This is a genomic window from Pseudomonas sp. B37(2017) (assembly GCF_002112885.1).
GTDB classification, from domain to species: domain Bacteria; phylum Pseudomonadota; class Gammaproteobacteria; order Pseudomonadales; family Pseudomonadaceae; genus Aquipseudomonas; species Aquipseudomonas paraglycinae.
This window is the reverse complement of the sequence record NZ_NEIX01000006.1, coordinates 388,986-406,246: the sequence shown is the minus strand read 5'-3', so window position 1 is coordinate 406,246 and position 17,261 is coordinate 388,986. Positions and strand designations below refer to the sequence as shown.

General features: G+C 63.0%; 11 protein-coding genes (1 of these 11 only partly in view). 4 read left to right on the top strand and 7 right to left on the bottom strand.

Annotation, left to right across the window (positions count from 1 at the left end):
* Positions 1-229: 229 nt before the first annotated feature.
* Positions 230-916 carry an isonitrile hydratase gene (inhA, locus tag CAF90_RS18010; protein WP_085607946.1) on the bottom strand — a complete coding sequence of 229 codons (687 nt, stop codon included), beginning with the start codon at positions 914-916 and terminating at the stop codon, positions 230-232.
* 90 nt (positions 917-1,006) lie between these two features.
* Between inhA and CAF90_RS18005 the strand changes: the two genes are divergently transcribed.
* Positions 1,007-1,990 carry a GlxA family transcriptional regulator gene (locus CAF90_RS18005; protein ID WP_085607944.1) on the top strand — a complete coding sequence of 328 codons (984 nt, stop codon included), beginning with the start codon at positions 1,007-1,009 and terminating at the stop codon, positions 1,988-1,990.
* Here CAF90_RS18005 and CAF90_RS18000 read toward each other — a convergent pair.
* The 5 genes from CAF90_RS18000 to CAF90_RS17980 all read right to left on the bottom strand — a co-directional run bounded on the left by CAF90_RS18000 (position 1,959) and on the right by CAF90_RS17980 (position 6,832).
* Positions 1,959-2,858: an alpha/beta fold hydrolase gene (locus CAF90_RS18000; RefSeq protein ID WP_085607942.1), complete on the bottom strand. Its 900-nt coding sequence runs from the start codon at positions 2,856-2,858 to the stop codon at positions 1,959-1,961. The two genes, CAF90_RS18005 and CAF90_RS18000, sit on opposite strands and share 32 nt — an antisense overlap.
* A gap of 12 nt (positions 2,859-2,870) precedes the next feature.
* Positions 2,871-3,503 carry a BRCT domain-containing protein gene (locus CAF90_RS17995; protein ID WP_085607940.1) on the bottom strand — a complete coding sequence of 211 codons (633 nt, stop codon included), beginning with the start codon at positions 3,501-3,503 and terminating at the stop codon, positions 2,871-2,873.
* A gap of 11 nt (positions 3,504-3,514) precedes the next feature.
* Entirely contained in the window at positions 3,515-3,904 is a 390-nt protein-coding gene (locus CAF90_RS17990) for a hypothetical protein (RefSeq protein ID WP_085607937.1), read from the bottom strand.
* 308 nt (positions 3,905-4,212) lie between these two features.
* Positions 4,213-6,039, bottom strand: coding sequence for a glycoside hydrolase family 15 protein (locus CAF90_RS17985; protein ID WP_085607935.1), 1,827 nt, complete (start codon positions 6,037-6,039; stop codon positions 4,213-4,215).
* Entirely contained in the window at positions 6,032-6,832 is an 801-nt protein-coding gene (locus CAF90_RS17980) for a glucose 1-dehydrogenase (RefSeq protein WP_085607933.1), read from the bottom strand. The genes CAF90_RS17985 and CAF90_RS17980 overlap by 8 nt, the downstream gene beginning before the upstream one ends.
* A 322-nt stretch (positions 6,833-7,154) precedes the next feature.
* On the opposite strand from CAF90_RS17980, the gene CAF90_RS17975 reads away from it, so the two are divergent.
* Positions 7,155-8,327, top strand: a complete 1,173-nt coding sequence (locus CAF90_RS17975) for an MFS transporter (RefSeq protein WP_085607931.1) — start codon at positions 7,155-7,157, stop codon at positions 8,325-8,327.
* A gap of 6 nt (positions 8,328-8,333) precedes the next feature.
* On the opposite strand, the gene CAF90_RS17970 is transcribed toward CAF90_RS17975, so the two are convergent.
* Complete coding sequence (locus CAF90_RS17970) at positions 8,334-9,467, bottom strand: cupin-like domain-containing protein (protein ID WP_085607929.1); 1,134 nt, start codon at positions 9,465-9,467, stop codon at positions 8,334-8,336.
* Positions 9,468-9,596: 129 nt separating this feature from the next.
* Between CAF90_RS17970 and CAF90_RS17965 the strand changes: the two genes are divergently transcribed.
* Together CAF90_RS17965 and CAF90_RS17960 are read left to right on the top strand one after the other, a co-directional pair.
* Positions 9,597-10,334, top strand: coding sequence for a thioesterase II family protein (locus tag CAF90_RS17965; RefSeq protein WP_085607927.1), 738 nt, complete (start codon positions 9,597-9,599; stop codon positions 10,332-10,334).
* A gap of 178 nt (positions 10,335-10,512) precedes the next feature.
* Positions 10,513-17,261 carry the 5' portion of a non-ribosomal peptide synthetase gene (locus CAF90_RS17960; RefSeq protein ID WP_085607925.1) on the top strand. 5,662 nt of this gene lie beyond the right edge of the window, so the window shows 6,749 of its 12,411 coding nt (coding positions 1-6,749); the start codon lies at positions 10,513-10,515; its stop codon lies off the right edge, out of view.

Sequence of the window (17,261 nt, the reverse complement as noted above, 5' to 3'; positions counted from 1 at the left end):
TTGCTCCCACTCGTGCTTAAAGCACCGCGGACTCACAGCTTGCCATTCACCCCTCTCACCCCAGAGTCTATTCCCTTACCTAGACACAAGCGGGCTTGCTCGCGAAGGCGAAGTAACATTCAGCAAATCTGTTAGCTGACACACCGCATTCGTCGGATCGCCGCCCGGAGCAAGCCCGCTCCCACAGGGGATTTATATTCCACCAGGGATTTTGTGTTTGGCTGAAGGATCAGCGCAGGTTGAGTTTCGCCGCCGCGCGCTCGGTGATTTCAGTGCGCAGCTTCAACGACGGCGCTGCACGCTTGCGGGCTTCTTCAACAACCGCACCCGGCGCCGTCTCCGGGCTGCCGGAATCAAACGGCGGCGCCGGCGCATATTCCAGCTGCAACTGCACCAGTTGCGCCGTATCGACACCTACCAGTTCTTGCGCCAGTGTCAGGGCAAAATCGATCCCCGCCGTGATGCCGCCCCCGGTAAACAGATTGCCGTCACGCACCACCCGATCCTTCACCGCAATCGCGCCCAGTGTCGGCAGCAGATCGTGATAAGCCCAGTGCGTGGTCGCCCGCTTGCCCTGCAACAGACCCGCCGCCCCAAGCACCAGCGAACCGGTGCACACCGACGTCACGTAACGCGCCTGAGCCGCTTGCGACCTGATGAACGCCAGCGTCTGCTCGTCCTCCATCAACGGCCCGACCCCGGCGCCTCCGGGTACGCAGATCACATCCAGATCCGGGCAGTCCTCGAACGTGGTGGTCGGTTTCAGCACCAGCCCGGTGCTGGCGGTGACCGGCACCAGATCCTTCCAGATCAGGTGCACCTGCACGTCCGGCAACGAGGCCAGCACGTCATACGGGCCGGTCAGGTCGAGTTGCTGCACTTGTGGAAACAACAGAAAACCGATCTGCAACGCCATGGTTCTTCTCCGTGAAAAGGGGGGTAGACGGCTTCACTGTAGGCGCGTAGGTTTTGGCGCATACGCCAATCAGCCCACGAATTACGCCAAATGCCGAAAACCATCCACGTACTCGCGTTCGCCAATGTGCAATTGCTCGATGTCACCGGGCCGTTGCAGGTCTTCGCCTCGGCCAACGACATCGCCCGCCAGCAAGGTTTGCCTGCGCCCTATGCGCCAACGGTGATTGCCAGCGGTGGCGGGGCGGTCAACTCTTCCGCCGGGTTGGCGATGCTGGCCGAGCCGCTGCCGGAACAGCCCAGCGACACGCTGATCATCGCCGGCGGCTGGGGCGTTTACGCCGCTGCCGAAGATGTCGAATTGGTGGGTTGGGTGCGTGAACACGCAAATGACTGCCGGCGTGTGGCTTCGGTCTGTACGGGCGCATTTCTACTGGCGGCCAGCGGCTGGCTCGACGGTCGCCGGGTCGTCACCCATTGGACCCGCTGCGAACAACTGGCGCAGCAACACCCGCAATTGCAGGTCGAGCCCAATCCGATCTTCATCAACGACGGCCCGGTCTGGACCTCGGCAGGCGTCACCGCCGGCATCGACCTGGCGCTGGCCATGGTCGAAGACGACCTCGGTCGTGACATGGCCCTGGACGTCGCCCGGCAGCTGGTGGTGTTCCTCAAGCGACCGGGCGGGCAGTCGCAATTCAGCGTGACGCTGTCGCTGCAAAAGCAGGGCAACCGCTTCGACGATTTGCACGCGTGGATTGCCGAACACCTGACTTGCGATCTGGGTATTCCAACCCTCGCCGAACAGGCCGGCATGAGCGAACGCAGTTTCGTGCGCCACTACCGCGCCGACACCGGCCAGACCCCGGCCCGGGCGATTGAACTGATTCGCGTTGAAACCGCCCGCCGGTTGTTGAGCGATACCGGTTTGCCAATCAAACGGGTCGCGGCCAATTGTGGATTTGGCAGTGAAGAGACGTTAAGACGCAGCTTCCTGCGGGCCATGGGTGTGACGCCGCAGGCTTATCGGGAGCGGTTTTCGGTCAGCGCTGGAGCAGATCCAGTAATGCCTTGAGCGTCTCGCCCGGCGCTTCCTCGGGAATGTTATGCCCGACTCCCGCCAGCACTCGCCGCTCGTAAACCCCGGTGAAGTGAGGTGCATCTTCATCCTCCACCGGCGCTGGACCGACGCCATCATCCGCACCGCACAGCGAAATCGTCGGAACGCCGATCGCCGGTAGTTTCTCCAGCGCCTGCTCCATCCCTTCCCGCGCCGGATCGCCCGGCGCATACATGTAGCGATGGCGGTAGGAGTGAATCACCACCTCGACGAAATCCCGGTTGTCGAAGGCCGATGCACTCAGCGGATAACGCTCGGCGTTCCGCGCCCAGGTCGGCGACCACAACTGCCACAGCAACTCGCACAGTGCCCGACGATTCTGCGTCAACCCTTCAACGCCACGGGGTGTGTGAAAGTAATACTGATACCAGTAGCGATGCTCGCTTTGCGGATCCAGCGGCTGGACCGAATTCGGAATGTCTTGCAGGTTGTAGCCATCGCCCGTCACCAAACCGCGCACCCTCTCGGGGAACAACGCCGCAACGATGCAAGCCGCCCGACCGCCCCAGTCGTAACCGCACAAAGTCGCTTGCTCGATGCCCAGTGCATCCATCAGGTCCAGCAGATCCTGCGCCAACGCCGCTTGCTGGCCGGAGCGCAGCGTGTCCGGGCTGTTGAAACGGGTCGGGCCGTAACCACGCAGGTACGGCACGATCACCCGGTAACCCTTGGCGGCGAGGTGCGGGGCGATTTCATCGTAGGCGCGGGGAGAGTAGGGGAAGCCGTGAAGGAGGATGACCGGCGTGCCATTTTCCGGGCCGTGATGCTCATACGCGATGGTCAGGCTTTCAGTCTTGCAAAACTGCATCACGGCTTGGGTCATCTCACTCTCCCGTTATCCGAATAGCACCTTCTGCCAATGGTCTTCGCTGATGATGGCAATCGGCACGCCACTGTCGCGAAGCTCAACGGCTTTCTTGATCTTGGTGCCGTAGCTGCTGTGAAGCCATTGATCATTACCGATGCTGCCCACCACCAGATAATGAATCTTTTTGCTGACCGAGCCGCCGATCAGTCCACCGCGCTCGACAATCAGCGCTTCACAGTTCTTGCGGGGGCCGTAGGCCATAACGCCAGTGAACAGAAAGACACGATCAGCGCAGCTCAATGCCGGAGCAGGGTTGTCCAGAGGCAGAGAGGTTGAGGCAACGAAGGGTTGCTGTACGCCGACTGGAAGACCTGCGAACTGGTGAAGCATTTCCAGCAGTTCGGCTGACTCTTCTGCATCAAGAACGCCGTCACTGAGCATGTCGGCGAGACGCTTATAAAGGATGTTGACGACCGGATCATTCAGATGGATCAAGTGCGATTCGATCCAGTTTTTGAGAAATTCGGCTTCCTGCTGATTGATCTTGCCGTCTGCTGCAAGCCCGGCGGCGATTCCAGTCAGCGCGTCGACGGAGCGACGGTCGATTCGGGCCTGATGAAAGAAACTGCTGTTCTGATACTCCTGATGCAGATCGACCATTGCGCTTCTCCTTAAGCTTCAGCTTCCGCCACCTGATTGAGATACTTGCTGCGATCCGGCGTAAACGTCACCACCATTTTCGTCCGCGAGCAGGTCATGACCCGTTCGGCACTCAGATCAATATCCAGATCTTCCCCACGCAAACCCTGCCACTGGGCCAGGTATTTCAGTGATCCGTATTTTTCATTCTTCTTCAGGCTGCGACTGACCCCGCCTTTCCAGCCCAGCACCGGTAGTTCATCGGCGATGCAGCGTTGAGCGAGGTCGGGGAAGCGGGTGGCGCGCTGGCGGCCGATTTCCCAGCATTTGATCAGGCCCTTGTCGGCGGCGTCCCACAGTTCATCGCGCTTGAGGCCGGTGCGCAGTGGGGTGTCGATCTGGCGGTGGATGCGTTGGCTCATTCTGGTTCCTTGAATCGGGTTTTTATTGGACAGCTCCGCTGTGCCCGTTGCGGTGGATGGTAGGGGGGGATGTAACAGCTGGCAACAAGGTATTTCGGGGTGTAAGTGCGAGTTGCGGGCCAAGCGTTACACGGGGTTGGCAGGTTTCTGTAGGCCGTGCCATCAACCAGTTGTATCGAAAGGAATCGATTGTGTGGGCGAGCCCTTCAACTACAAGGCTCGGGGGTGTTTACCGCTCGTAGGTAGCCTTCCTACAAGCGGCGATTGAAGTTGAGATCTTTCCTACAGGCTCTGGCGAAGATGGATGACTACGGCTGCCAGTAATTCTTCTCCCCACTCAACTTGCGATCCAGAAAACTCGCTGCACTGATCAGTGCCAGATGCGTCAGCGCCTGTGGTGTGTTGCCCAGATGCCGGCCACGGTTGTCGAATTCCTCCGCGTACAGCCCCAACGGATTGGCGTAACGCAGCAGTTGTTCGAATTCCAGGTGAGCCTTTTCCACTTGTCCGGCGCGGGCAAGACATTCCACGTACCAGAACGAGCACGCGGCGAAGGCGCCTTCAGTGCCGGACAAACCGTCGATACCCGCATCGTCGTTGCGATAGCGGTAAACCATGCCGTCACGCACCAGATTTTTTTCGATGGCCTCCAGCGTCGCCAGCCACTTCGGATCCTTGGCACTGACAAAGCGCACCAGCGGCATCAGCAACATCGAGCCATCCAGCGCCGTGCCGCCCTGGTATTGCACAAAATGCCCGCGCTCTTCGTTCCAGAAGTTGTCCCAGATGTCGGCATGAATCGCCTGACGGGTCTGGTCCCAGCGGGCAAAGGGCGCCGGCAGCGAGCGTTTCGAGGCCAGGCGGATGGCGCGGTCCAGCGCCACCCAGCACATCAGCCGTGAGTGCAGGAAGTGATGTTGCTCACCGCGCATTTCCCAGATGCCTACATCCTTGGTCTGCCAGGTCTCACAGACCTGATCGACCACTTCCATCACATGTTTCCAGCCTTCGTGGGAAATCGCGTCGCCGTATTTGTTGACCAGATAAACGGCGTCCATCAGTTCGCCGAAGATATCCAGTTGAATCTGGTCGTAGGCGCCATTGCCGATCCGCACCGGTTTCGCGCCGCCGTGGCCGGATAAATGCGCCAGTTCGGTTTCCGGCAGTTCCTGGCGGCCGTCGATGGCGTAAAGGATGTTCAGTTTCATCGATTGGCCGCTGCAATCGCTGACCCGCCCGCGCAGCCAGCGCATGTAGCCGTTGGCTTCGTCGACAAAACCCAGGCGCATGAAGGCGTAAACGGTAAAGGAAGCGTCGCGGATCCAGGTGTAGCGATAGTCCCAGTTGCGTTCGCCGCCGGGGGTTTCCGGCAGGCCGAAGGTGGCGGCGGCGAGGATTGCCCCGTGCTGGCGCGAGGTCAGCAGCTTCAGGGCCAGGGCCGAGCGGTTGACCATTTCGCGCCAGCGACCGCGATAGTTGGACTGGCCGATCCAGTCGCGCCAGAACTTCAGGGTGCGCTCGATGCACAGTTGCGCGGCGCCTTCGGCGAAGCGCGGATCGTCGCTGGCGCCGAGCATGAAGGCGGCGGTTTGATCCTGCTTGAGGGTGAACTGTGCGACTGCCGCATCGTCATCAACGCTCAAGGTTTGATCCGAGGCCAGCCGCAATGTCGGCTGCCCGCTGGCGCTGAACAGCACATCCTTTTTGTCGATGACAGCGCGGGTTTCAGCGCGGGCATAGTCATGCCGAACGGCGCAGCGCAGATGAAACGTCGCCTGCCCGCTGACCACCCGCACCCGGCGCATCAACAGCGGCAGGGCATCGTCGTTGTCGCCAATCGGCAGCAGATCGGTGATTTCCACCACGGCTTGATCGCTGAGCCAGCGGGTTTGCAGGACGTTGGTATCGGGCAGGTAAATCTGTTCGCGCCGGGCATCGGGCAGGTCCGGCGCGAGCTGAAAAATCCCCGCGTCGGGGGTATCGAGCAGCGAACAGAAGATCGACGGGCTGTCGAACTCCGGCCAGCAGAAGAAATCCACGCTGCCCTTGTCATTAACCAGCGCCGCGCTGCGCATGTCGCCGATGATGCCGTGGGCGTCGATGGGGCTTTGTCGTTCGGGATGATGCTCAGCCATTGCCACGGAACTCCGGATAGAGGCTCATGCCGCCGTCGATGAACAGGGTGGTGCCGACGATGTAGTCGGAGGCATCGGAGGCGAGAAACACCACCGCGTTGGCCACGTCCTCGACATCGCCGATACGCCCGTAAGGGATGAGTTTGAGCAGGGCTTGCCCGGCGTCGCCTTCGGTGGCGTCCTTATTGATGGCCGTGCGGATCGCCCCCGGCGCGATGCCGTTGATGCGGATGCGCTGGTGGCTGACTTCCTGGGCCAGGGTCTGCATCAACTGATCGACGCCGCCCTTGGACGCTGCGTAGTTCACGTGCCCGGCCCAGGGAATACGTTGATGCACCGAACTCATGTGGATGATCTTGCCCGCAGCCCGGGACACGCCTTCGCGCACGCCCTGGCGATTGAAGATTCGCAGGGCGGCGCGGGCGCAGAGGAACTGGCCGGTGAGGTTGACGCCGATCACCGCGTTCCAGTCGGCCAGCGACATATCCACAGCCGCCGCGTCTTTTTGCAGGCCGGAATTGGCTACCAGAATGTCCAGCGTGCCGAAGGTGTCGAGCGTGTGCTGGAACAGTCGCTCTACGTCTTCTTCCTTCGAGACATCCGCGCCAATGGCGATGGCCTGTCCACCGTCGGCGACAATCTGCCGGGCCAGCGCTTCGGCCGGCTCGGCCTGACGGTTGTAGTTGATGACCACGGCAGCACCGGCAGCGGCCAGGGCTTTGGCGGCACCGTGGCCGATACCGGAACTGGCGCCGGTGACGAGCGCTACTTGGCGGGCGAGGGAAATCTGCATGCAGGGTCGCGCCTTGGGTTGAGGGCTTATTTAGCTGACTGATGGGCGGCGGCGAGAGTTCATCGGGGTTCATGAAAAGATCGACAGGTTCTTCGGCGTTCCCGAGTTCGCATGGGACGCGGAGCGTCCCGGGCTGCATTCCCACGCGGAGCGTGGGAACGATCAACGCGCGGACGGTTCGACGCCTCGGCGTGGGAGCGATCATCATGCGGCAGCGATGGCCTTGCGGGCATTGGGGACTTCACATTCCACCAACAATTCCTCGCTTCCCCGGCCCTCAGGCTTTGTGGCAACTTGGCCGCCCCTGATGAGGCTGCATCCGATGGCAAACCCTTACCGCGAACTGTTCAACGCCCCCGGCGCCCGAGCTTTTGTGATTGCCGCGATGATCGCGCGCATGCCGATTTCCATGACTGGCATCGGCGTGATCACCATGCTTTCGCAATTGACCGGCGGCTATGCGTTGGCGGGCGGGGTGGCGGCGACGTTTGCGCTGGCGACGGCGTTTTGCGCGCCGCAGGTGTCACGGCTGGTGGACCGTTTCGGCCAGGGGCGAGTGTTGCCGGTGGCGGCGCTGATCGGCGGGGGCGCGCTGCTGATGTTGCTGTTGTGCACCCGTTTGCAGGCGCCGATCTGGACCCTGTTTGTCTGCGCCGCACTGTCCGGTTGCATGCCGAGCATGTCGGCGATGGCGCGGGCGCGCTGGACCGAAATCTATCGTGGCCAGCCGCAATTGCAGACCGCTTATGCGCTGGAGTCGGTGCTCGACGAAGTCTGCTTCATCGTCGGCCCGCCGTTGTCGGTGGGCTTGTGCGTCGGCGTGTTTCCCGAGGCCGGGCCGCTGGCGGCGCTGTTGATGTTGGCCATCGGCGTCACGGCGTTCGTCGCCCAGCGCAGCACCGAGCCGCCGGTGCATCCGCACGAATCGCAGCATCAAGGCTCGATCATTCGTTCGACCGACGTGCAATGGCTGCTGGCGTTGATGCTCGCCATGGGCGTGATTGTCGGCGTGGTGGATGTGGTCAGTGTCGCGTTCGCCCAGCAGCAGGGGCAGCCGGCGGCGGCGAGCATCGTGCTGTCGGTGTACGCCATCGGTTCCTGTCTGGCCGGCATTGCCTTTGGCGCAATGCGCTCGAAATTGCCGTTGCCGCGGCTGTTTCTCTACGGCGGTCTGGCCACAGCGGTAACCACGCTGCCGTTGTTGCTGGCGACCAACATTTTCGGTTTGGCCGTCGCGGTGTTCATCGCCGGGCTGTTCTTCTCGCCAACCCTGATCGTGGCGATGGCGTTGATCGAGCGCATCGTGCCGCCGGCCAAACTCACCGAAGGCCTGACCTGGCTGGTGACCGGCCTGAGCATCGGCGTGGCCATCGGCGCCGCCGGTTCCGGCGCACTGGTGGATGCGTTCGGCGCCCGCAGCGGCTTCTGGCTGGCGATTGCCGCCGGGGCGGTGGTGCTGGGCTCGGCGGTGCAGAGCTTTCGTCACCTCAAATAATGCCGGTTACCAGCCCCGGCCCGAGTTCACCCAGAAGTTGACCGACAGCGACGTCGAGACCGACTCCACCTGATGGAACCAGCCTTCTGGCAGGAACAGCAGGTCGCCGGCCTCCAGCGTCACGCGCAGGAACGTCACGTCGCGTGCGGCGGGGAAGCGCTCATAGTCCGGCGCATCCGGGTTGAAATCGCAGCCGTCCAGCCCACCTTCCGGCGCAGTGGACCAGGTGCCCAGCGCTTCGCGATGGTGGGGCGCAGCGAGGGTGAATTTCTTCTGGCCCCAGACCTGGGCGAACAGGTTGTCGGAGTCGTCGCGGTGCAGCGGCGTCAGCGTGCCCTTGGGGCCGATCCAGATCCGTGGCGGGATGAACAGCGAGCCATCGAAGTAGGGCGGGTATTTAATCTGCTGCATCAGCGCGGCCGGCAGGATGTTGTTGCCCATATACGCCGGCGGCTCGCCGTCCGCGCCCTTGACCGCCGGGCTGTCCAGCGAGGCGATGAAATCGGCCATCGAGGTGGAGCGGAAATCCCGTTCGGTGGAGAAGGTTTTCTTCACGTAGTCGCCGTGGCGGGTGATGCCTTGCAGTTCGGCGAAATGCACCAGCGACTCTTCGCGGCTCAGCTTGAACAGCGGCCAGTCATGCAGGGCATTGCTGATGACCACCGGCGTGCCGAAGGGCAGGTAGCGTTCCTTGAACTCCTGAAGTGACAACTCGCTGCGCGGCCGGCGCTCGACGACGGTCTGCACCGGTCGTGTGGCGGTGATGGTTTCACTGCGGCGCGGCGGGGTCGGGTAGCGTTTGTTCATGTCGACCTTTTGCGCCGGCGCACCACCGTAGCGGGCCTGGTCGATGATCTGCGGCAGCATCGTCGCCAGGCCCATGTTGCCGCCGATCTTCAGCCGCCCGCTGGCGAACAGTTCTTCGACGTTGGCGGTGCCGCTCATGATCCCGGCGAAATCGTTCGGCGCCACTTCAATGGTCACGTCCGGGTTCGGGTGTCGACCCGCCTCGGTACGGGTGCTGGCCTTGACCTCGGACCAGCACGCCAGCTGTGGACCCAGCACGAATTGGAAAACGCCTTCGATGCCGACGGCACCGGCATTGGCGAACAGCTTGCCCAGGATGGTCTGCAGGTCCACGGTGAATCCTCGTTGTTGTTTTGGCCTGAACGGTTAACGAGGGTTTGTGGGGGAAATTTAGCCACCGCCGACTAATTCTCCGGGTCGTTGATCCGTACCCTCTTGAAGAGACATTTTTTCGAGGGAAGCGTGGTGACCAAGTTGACCCTGCTGTGCCTGCCGTACTCCGGCGCCAGTGCCATGGTCTACAGCCGCTGGCGGCCGAAGCTGCCGCAATGGCTGCAACTGCAACCGGTGGAGCTGCCGGGGCGCGGCGCACGGTTCGACGAACCGCTGCACACCGACATGCGCGTATTGGCGATGCAACTGGCCAGGGAATTGCGCCCGACGCTCAAGACCCCTTATGCGCTGTTCGGCCACAGCCTGGGCGCGCTGATGGCCTGCGAAATCGCTCATGCACTGCGGGCGCTGGGTTGCCCGGAGCCGGTGGCACTATTTGCTTCGGGCACCGCTGCGCCGACCATGCGCGCCGATTACGACCGTGGTTTCGCCGACCCGAAGACCGACGCCGAGCTGATCGATCAGTTGCGCACGCTCAACGGCACCAGCGAAGAAGTGCTGGCCAACGAAGAGTTGATGAGCCTGACCCTGCCGATCCTGCGCGCGGATTTCCTGCTCTGTGGCAAGTTCCAGCCGTTGCAGCGCCCGTTGCTCAAGTGCCCGGTGCATGTGCTCGGCGGCAAGGCCGACAAGGCCACCACCGAGCAATTGATCGGCTGGAGCAAGGAAACCTCAGGCAGCTTCTCGGTGGACATGCTGGCCGGCGGGCACTTCTTCATTCATGAGCACGAAGCCCGAGTGCTCAAGGTGATCAAGGATCAACTTGAGGTGCATCACCGGCGGCATGCGCTGGCCGTCTCGGCCTGAGGCTTTACCTGTGGGAGCGAGCAAGCTCGCTCCCACAGGGGTATTTGGAAAACCAGAAAATCCGCGCTTTACCTCCTTTCTGACACTTCTTCTCAATCGCTAATTTTTCCGGTCTGCATTCGTTTTATAGGGACGACGTGCCTTTGTGCTGCCTGCCTACTGATCCGGATGCCAAGAAATGAATGCAGAAGACTCCCTGAAACTCGCTCGCCGGTTTATCGGGTTGCCCCTGGAAAAGCGCCAGATGTTCCTGGCTGCCCTGGCGAAAGAAGGGGTGGATTTTTCCCGGTTCCCGATTCCCGCAGGCGTCGAGGCCGAGGATCGGCAGGCGCTGTCTTATGCCCAGCAACGCATGTGGTTCCTCTGGCATCTGGACCCGCAGAGCGGCGCCTACAACCTGCCGGCGGCGGTGCGCCTGACCGGTCGCCTGAACCAGGCGGCGCTGGAACAAGCCTTCGCCAGCCTGATCGAGCGTCACGAAACCCTGCGCACGGTGTTCCAGCAGCAGCCCGACGACAGCCTGCTGCAAGTGCCGCTGCAACAACCGCTGGACATCCAGCGCATCGATCTCAGCGATTTGCCCGCCGCCGAACGTGAAGCCCGAGTAGCCGCCGCTGCGCAGGAGCAATCGCTGCTGCCGTTCGACCTGGCCAACGGCCCGCTGCTGCGGGTGCGCCTGTTGCAACTGGCCGAGCAGGAACATGTGTTGCTGCTGACCCTGCATCACATCGTCTCCGATGGTTGGTCGATGAACGTGTTGATCGACGAATTCTGCCGTTTCTATGACGCCTACGATCAGGGCCGCGCTGCCGAATTGCCGCCGCTGGCGGTGCAATACAGCGACTACGCCCTGTGGCAGCGCCGCTGGCTGGAGGCGGGCGAGCAACAACGTCAACTCGACTACTGGCTGGCGCAGATGGGCGACGAACACCCGGTGCTGGAATTGCCGGTGGACCACCCGCGTCCGGTGCTGCCGAGCAATCAGGGGCAGCGTCTGGAAAGCGTGGTGGACGCTGCACTGGTCGAGCAATTGCGCGGCATCGCCCGTCAGCACGGGGTGACGCTGTTCATGCTGTTGCTCGGCACCTTCAATATTCTGCTGCACCGTTACACCGGGCAGACCGACCTGCGCGTCGGCGTGCCGATCGCCAACCGCAACCGCCGGGAAATCGAAGGGTTGATCGGCTTCTTCGTCAACACCCAGGTGCTGCGCGTCGAACTGGACGGCCAGACCTCCATTGCCGATCTGCTGCGTGACCTCAAGGAAACCGCTCTCGGTGCCCAGGCGCATCAGGACTTGCCGTTCGAGCGTCTGGTCGAGGCGCTGAAACTGGAGCGCAGCCTCAGCTACAACCCGCTGTTCCAGGTGATGTACAACCACCAGCCGGAAGTCGCCGACGTCACCACACTCAAGGTCGGCAGCGGTCTGGAACTGGGCGTCATCGAGTGGGAAAGCCGCAGCACCCAGTTCGACCTGAGTCTGGATACCTACGAGAAGGGCGGGCAACTGCACGCGGCGTTCACCTACGCCACGGATCTGTTCGAGCCTGAAACCATCGAGCGCATGGCGCGTCACTGGACGAACTTGCTGCGCAGCCTCGTCAGCGATCCGCAGCAGCGCGTCGGTGACATCGCGTTGTTGGAAACGGCCGAGCTGGAACAACTGACTCAGAAGTGGGGCCGCCACGACACCCAGTGGCCGAGCGAGCGCCCGGTGCATCAACTGTTCGAAGCTCAGGCTGAACTGACACCCGATGCCGTCGCGCTGATTTTCGACGGCCAGCGCCTGACCTATGCCCAGCTCAACGCCCGGGCCAATCGCCTGGCGCGCACGCTGCTGGCGCAAGGTGTAGGCCCGGACGTGCTGGTGGGCGTTGCGGTGGATCGCGGACTGGAGCTGATCGTCGCGATTCTCGCCGTGCTCAAGGCCGGCGGCGCTTATGTGCCGCTGGACCCGCAATACCCGCGTGATCGCCTGCTGTGCATGATCGAAGACAGCGGCAGCCGTTTGCTGCTGACCCAAAGCCATTTGCTCGGCCGTTTGCCGGTGCCGCAGAACGTCCAGAGCCTGTGCCTGGACCAGGCCGAAGTCTGGGCCCACACCGATGAAAGCAATCCGCAACGCACCGTGTGGGCTGACAACCTGGCCTACGTGATGTTCACCTCGGGCTCCACCGGTCGCCCGAAAGGCGTCGGCATCAGCCACGGTGCCCTGAGCAAACACGCATTCGCCTCGCAGCATTACTACGACCTGAGCGCCGCCGATTGCGCGCTGCAATTTGCGACCTTCAACTTCGATGCCTTCGGCGAGCAACTGTTCGGCCCGCTGACCTGCGGCGCTTCGGTGGTGCTGCGCGGCAACGAAGTGTGGGACAGCGAAACCCTGTACCGGAACATTGTTGAACACGGCATCACGGTCATGGACCTGACCACCGCTTACTGGAACATGATCGCCAAGGAATTCGCCGCCGCCGGCCCGCGTGATTACGCGGCGCTGCGTCAGGTGCACAGCGGCGGTGAAGCGATGCCGCCGGAAGGCGTGCAGGCCTGGCGTCAGGCCGGGCTGGAACACGTCAAATTGCTCAACACCTACGGCCCGACCGAAGCCACCGTCACAGCGACCACCCTCGATTGCAGCGACTACGTGTTCGGTCGTCAGCCGTTGCCGCTGACCCTGCCGATCGGCCAGCCGCTGCCGGGCCGTCACACTTATCTGCTGGATGCTGACGGCCAACCGACCCCGGTCGGTGTGGTCGGTGAACTGTTGATCGGTGGTGAATTGCTCGCACGCGGTTACTTCCAGCGCGCCGATCTGACTGCCGAACGCTTCATTCCCGATCCGTTTTCCACCAGCGGCGCGCGCCTGTACCGCACCGGCGACCTGGCGCGTTACAACGCCCTCGGCCAGATCGAATACGTCGGCCGCGTTGACCATCAAGTGAAGATCCGTGGTTTCCGTATCGAGCTGGGCGAAGTCGAAGCGCGCCTGCTGGAACTGAACGACGTCAGCGAAGCCGTGGTGCTGGCGGTGCAGGGCGGCAGTAGCCTGCAACTGGTGGCTTATGTGGTGCCGAAGGATGCGTCCGTGGTCGCGGCGTCCGCCGACGAACAAGGCGCGGCGCGGGAAGCGATCAAGGCGCAGCTCAAGGACAGCCTGCCGGACTACATGGTGCCGACGCAGCTGTTGTTCCTCGCCGAACTGCCCCTGAGCCCGAACGGCAAACTGGACCGCAAGGCCCTGCCAGCGCCGGACGCCAGCCAGATGCAGCAGGCGTTCGTCGCGCCGCGCAGCGAGCTGGAACAGAAAATCGCCGGCATCTGGCAGGACGTGCTCAAGCTCGAACAGGTCGGCCTCACCGATAACTTCTTCGAGCTGGGCGGCGACTCGATCATCTCGATTCAGGTGGTCAGCCGCTCGCGTCAGGCCGGGATTCATTTCAGCCCCCGCGACCTGTTCCAGCACCAGACCGTGCAAGGTCTGGCCAGCGTGGCGCAGCAGGGCAGTGGTGGCGTGAGCATCGATCAGGGCCCGGTCACCGGCGAGCTGCCGTTGCTGCCGATCCAGCAAGTGTTCTTCGAAGACCCGATTCCCCAGCGCCACCACTGGAACCAGGCGGTGCTGCTGCGCAGCCATCAAACCCTGAACGCCGAGGCACTGTTGCAAGCGCTGAACGCGTTGATCGCGCATCACGACGGCCTGCGTTCGCGCTTCGTCGAAAGCGCCGAAGGCTGGCGTGGCGAAGTCGCGCCAATTGCGCACGATCCGGAACTGTTGTGGACCGCCGACAAGCTGGCCGACAGCGAACTGCAAGCGCTGTACGCCAAGGCCCAGCAAAGCCTGAACCTGCAAAACGGCCCGCTGCTGCGCGCGGTGCTGGCGACCGTCGCCGATGGCAGTCAGCGTCTGCTGCTGGCGGTGCATCACCTGGTGGTGGACGGTGTTTCGTGGCGGATTCTGCTGGAAGACCTGCAACTGGCTTATCAACAGGCTGCGCAAAAAACCGCCATCAAGCTGCCGGCGAAAACCAGCGCCTACAAGGCCTGGGGCGAGCATCTGCAAGCCTATGCCGCGACCGAAGCGCTGCAGGCCGAACTCGGATTCTGGAAGCAACAACTCGATGGCGCGGCACTGGATCTGCCCTGCGACAACCCGCAAGGCAGTCTGCAAAGTCGTCACGCCCTGGTGCTGCACAGCCGCCTCGACAAGACTTTCACCCAGCAATTGCTGCAACAGGCCCCGGCGGCTTACCGCACGCAGGTCAACGATCTGTTGCTGACCGCGCTGGCGCGAGTCATCAGCCGCTGGACCGGCCACGCCGACACCCTGATTCAGCTGGAAGGCCACGGCCGCGAAGACCTGTTCGACGACGTCGACCTGACCCGCACCGTCGGCTGGTTCACCAGCCTGTTCCCGGTGCGCCTGACCCCGGCGGATTCCGTCGCGGCAGCGATCAAGCAGATCAAGGAACAACTGCGCGCCATTCCGAACAAAGGCATCGGTTTCGGTGTGCTGCGCCATCTCGGCGACGCGTCCACCCAGGCCAGCCTCAAGGCGCTGGCGATGCCGCGTATCACCTTCAACTACCTCGGCCAGTTCGACGGCAGCTTCGATGCCGAGGACGGTGCACTGTTCAGCCCGGCCGGTGAAAGCGCCGGGCTCGAGCAAAGCCTCGACGCGCCGCTGGACAACTGGCTGGGCGTCGAAGGCCAGGTCTACGACGGCGAACTCGACCTGCGCTGGACCTTCAGCCGCGAGCAATTCAACGAGGCGACCATCGCCCGTCTGGCAGAAGACTACGAGCGTGAACTGCAAGCGTTGATCAGCCATTGCTGCGACGCGGATTCGATGGGCGTGACGCCGTCGGACTTCCCGCTGGCGCATATCGATCAGGCGCAACTGGACGCGATCCCGGTGCCGGCCGCCGGCATCGAAGACATCTATCCGCTGTCGCCGATGCAGCAGGGCATGCTGTTCCACACCTTGTACGAACAGGGCACCGGCACTTACATCAACCAGTTGTGCGTCGATGTCGACGGCCTCGATCCCGAGCGTTTCCGCGCGGCATGGCAAGCGACCATGGACGCCCATGACATCCTGCGCAGCGGGTTCATCTGGCAGGGCGAATTGCAGGAGCAACTGCAAATCATCCATCGCCAACTGGCGCTGCCGTACACGCTGCTCGACTGGCGCGAGCGCAGCGACATCGCCCAGGCGCTCAAGGATTTCACCGCTGCCGATCTGGCCGAAGGGTTCGACCTGACCCGGGCCGGACTGCTGCGCGTGACCCTGATTCGCATCAGCGACCAGCGTCATCACCTGATCTTCACCAACCACCACATCCTGATGGACGGGTGGAGCAGCGCGCAGATGCTCGGCGAAGTCCTGCAACGTTATGCCGGCCAGCAACCACCGCGTCCGGTCAGCCGTTACTCGGATTACATCCAGTGGCTGCAACGTCAGGACGCGGCGGTCAGCGAGGCGTTCTGGCTGCAACAACTGGCGGACTTCCACGAGCCGACCGTGCTGGCGCAGGCCGCTGCCGGCGGTGGCGAGGTGCGCAGTGAAGTCGGTCATCTGCTCAAACATTACGACCTCGATGCGTCGCGCACCCGTCGCTTGAACGCGTTTGCCCGTGAGCAGAAAGTCACCGTCAACACACTGGTGCAAGCCGCGTGGCTGTTGCTGTTGCAGCGCTACACCGGCAGCGCCTGCGTGGCGTTCGGCACCACCGTGGCCGGGCGTCCGGCGGAACTGGTGGGGATCGAGCAGCAGGTCGGTCTGTTCATCAACACCTTGCCGGTGATCGCCGGCAGTCGTCCGGACCAGACCGTGGCCGCGTGGCTGGCGGCGGTGCAGGCGCAGAACCTGTCGCTGCGCGAGTTCGAACACACGCCGCTGGCGAGCATTCAGCGCTGGGCCGGGCAGGGCGGCGAGTCGCTGTTCGACACGCTGCTGGTGTTCGAGAACTTCCCGATTTCCGAAGCGCTGCAACACGGCACCGCCCAGGGCGTGATGTTCGGCGAAGTCGCCAACCAGGATCAGACCCACTATCCGCTGACCCTCGGCGTGACGCTGGGCGAAACCCTGGCTCTGCACATGAGCTTCGACCAGGCGCATTTCAGTGTCGCCACCGTCGAACGCCTGAGCGCGCAACTGCTGCATCTGCTGGAACAGTTCGCCGAATCCGCCGAGCGTCGTCTCGGTGAAATCGCTTTGGCCACGGCCGACGAACATGCGCGGCAACAGGCGCAGAACCATCCGCAGGCGTACCCGACCGGTATCGCCGTGCACCAGCGTTATTCCCGCTTGGCCGCGCGGCAACCGGATCGCACGGCGGTCATCTTCGATGGCAAGCATTACAGCTACGGCGAACTCGATGCCCGGGCCAACCGTCTGGCCCATGAGCTGGTGGCCCGTGGCGTGCGCGCCGAAGTGCGGGTCGGCGTAGCGATGCCGCGCGGCGAAGGGCTGATCGTTGCCTTGCTGGCGGTGCTCAAGTCCGGCGGCGCCTATGTGCCGCTGGACACCAGCTACCCGCGCGAGCGTCTGGCGTACCTGATGCAGGATTCCGGGCTGGCGCTGCTGCTGACCGATTCCCGCGTGTCGGCGCAACTGCCGATCGACGACGCCATGAGCGTGCTGGAACTGGATCGACTCGACCTCAGCGGCCATTCGGCGCAGGCGCCGGTGGTGACGATCGATCCGGACAATCTGGCCTACGTGATTTACACCTCCGGCTCCACCGGCAATCCGAAAGGCGTCAGTGTCACCCACGGGCCACTGGCGATGCACTGCCTGGCCATCGGTGAGCGCTATGAGATGCGCGACAGCGATTGCGAATTCCACTTCATGTCGTTCGCCTTCGACGGCGCCCATGAACGCTGGCTGACCAGCTTGACCCACGGCGGCTCGCTGCTGATCCGCGA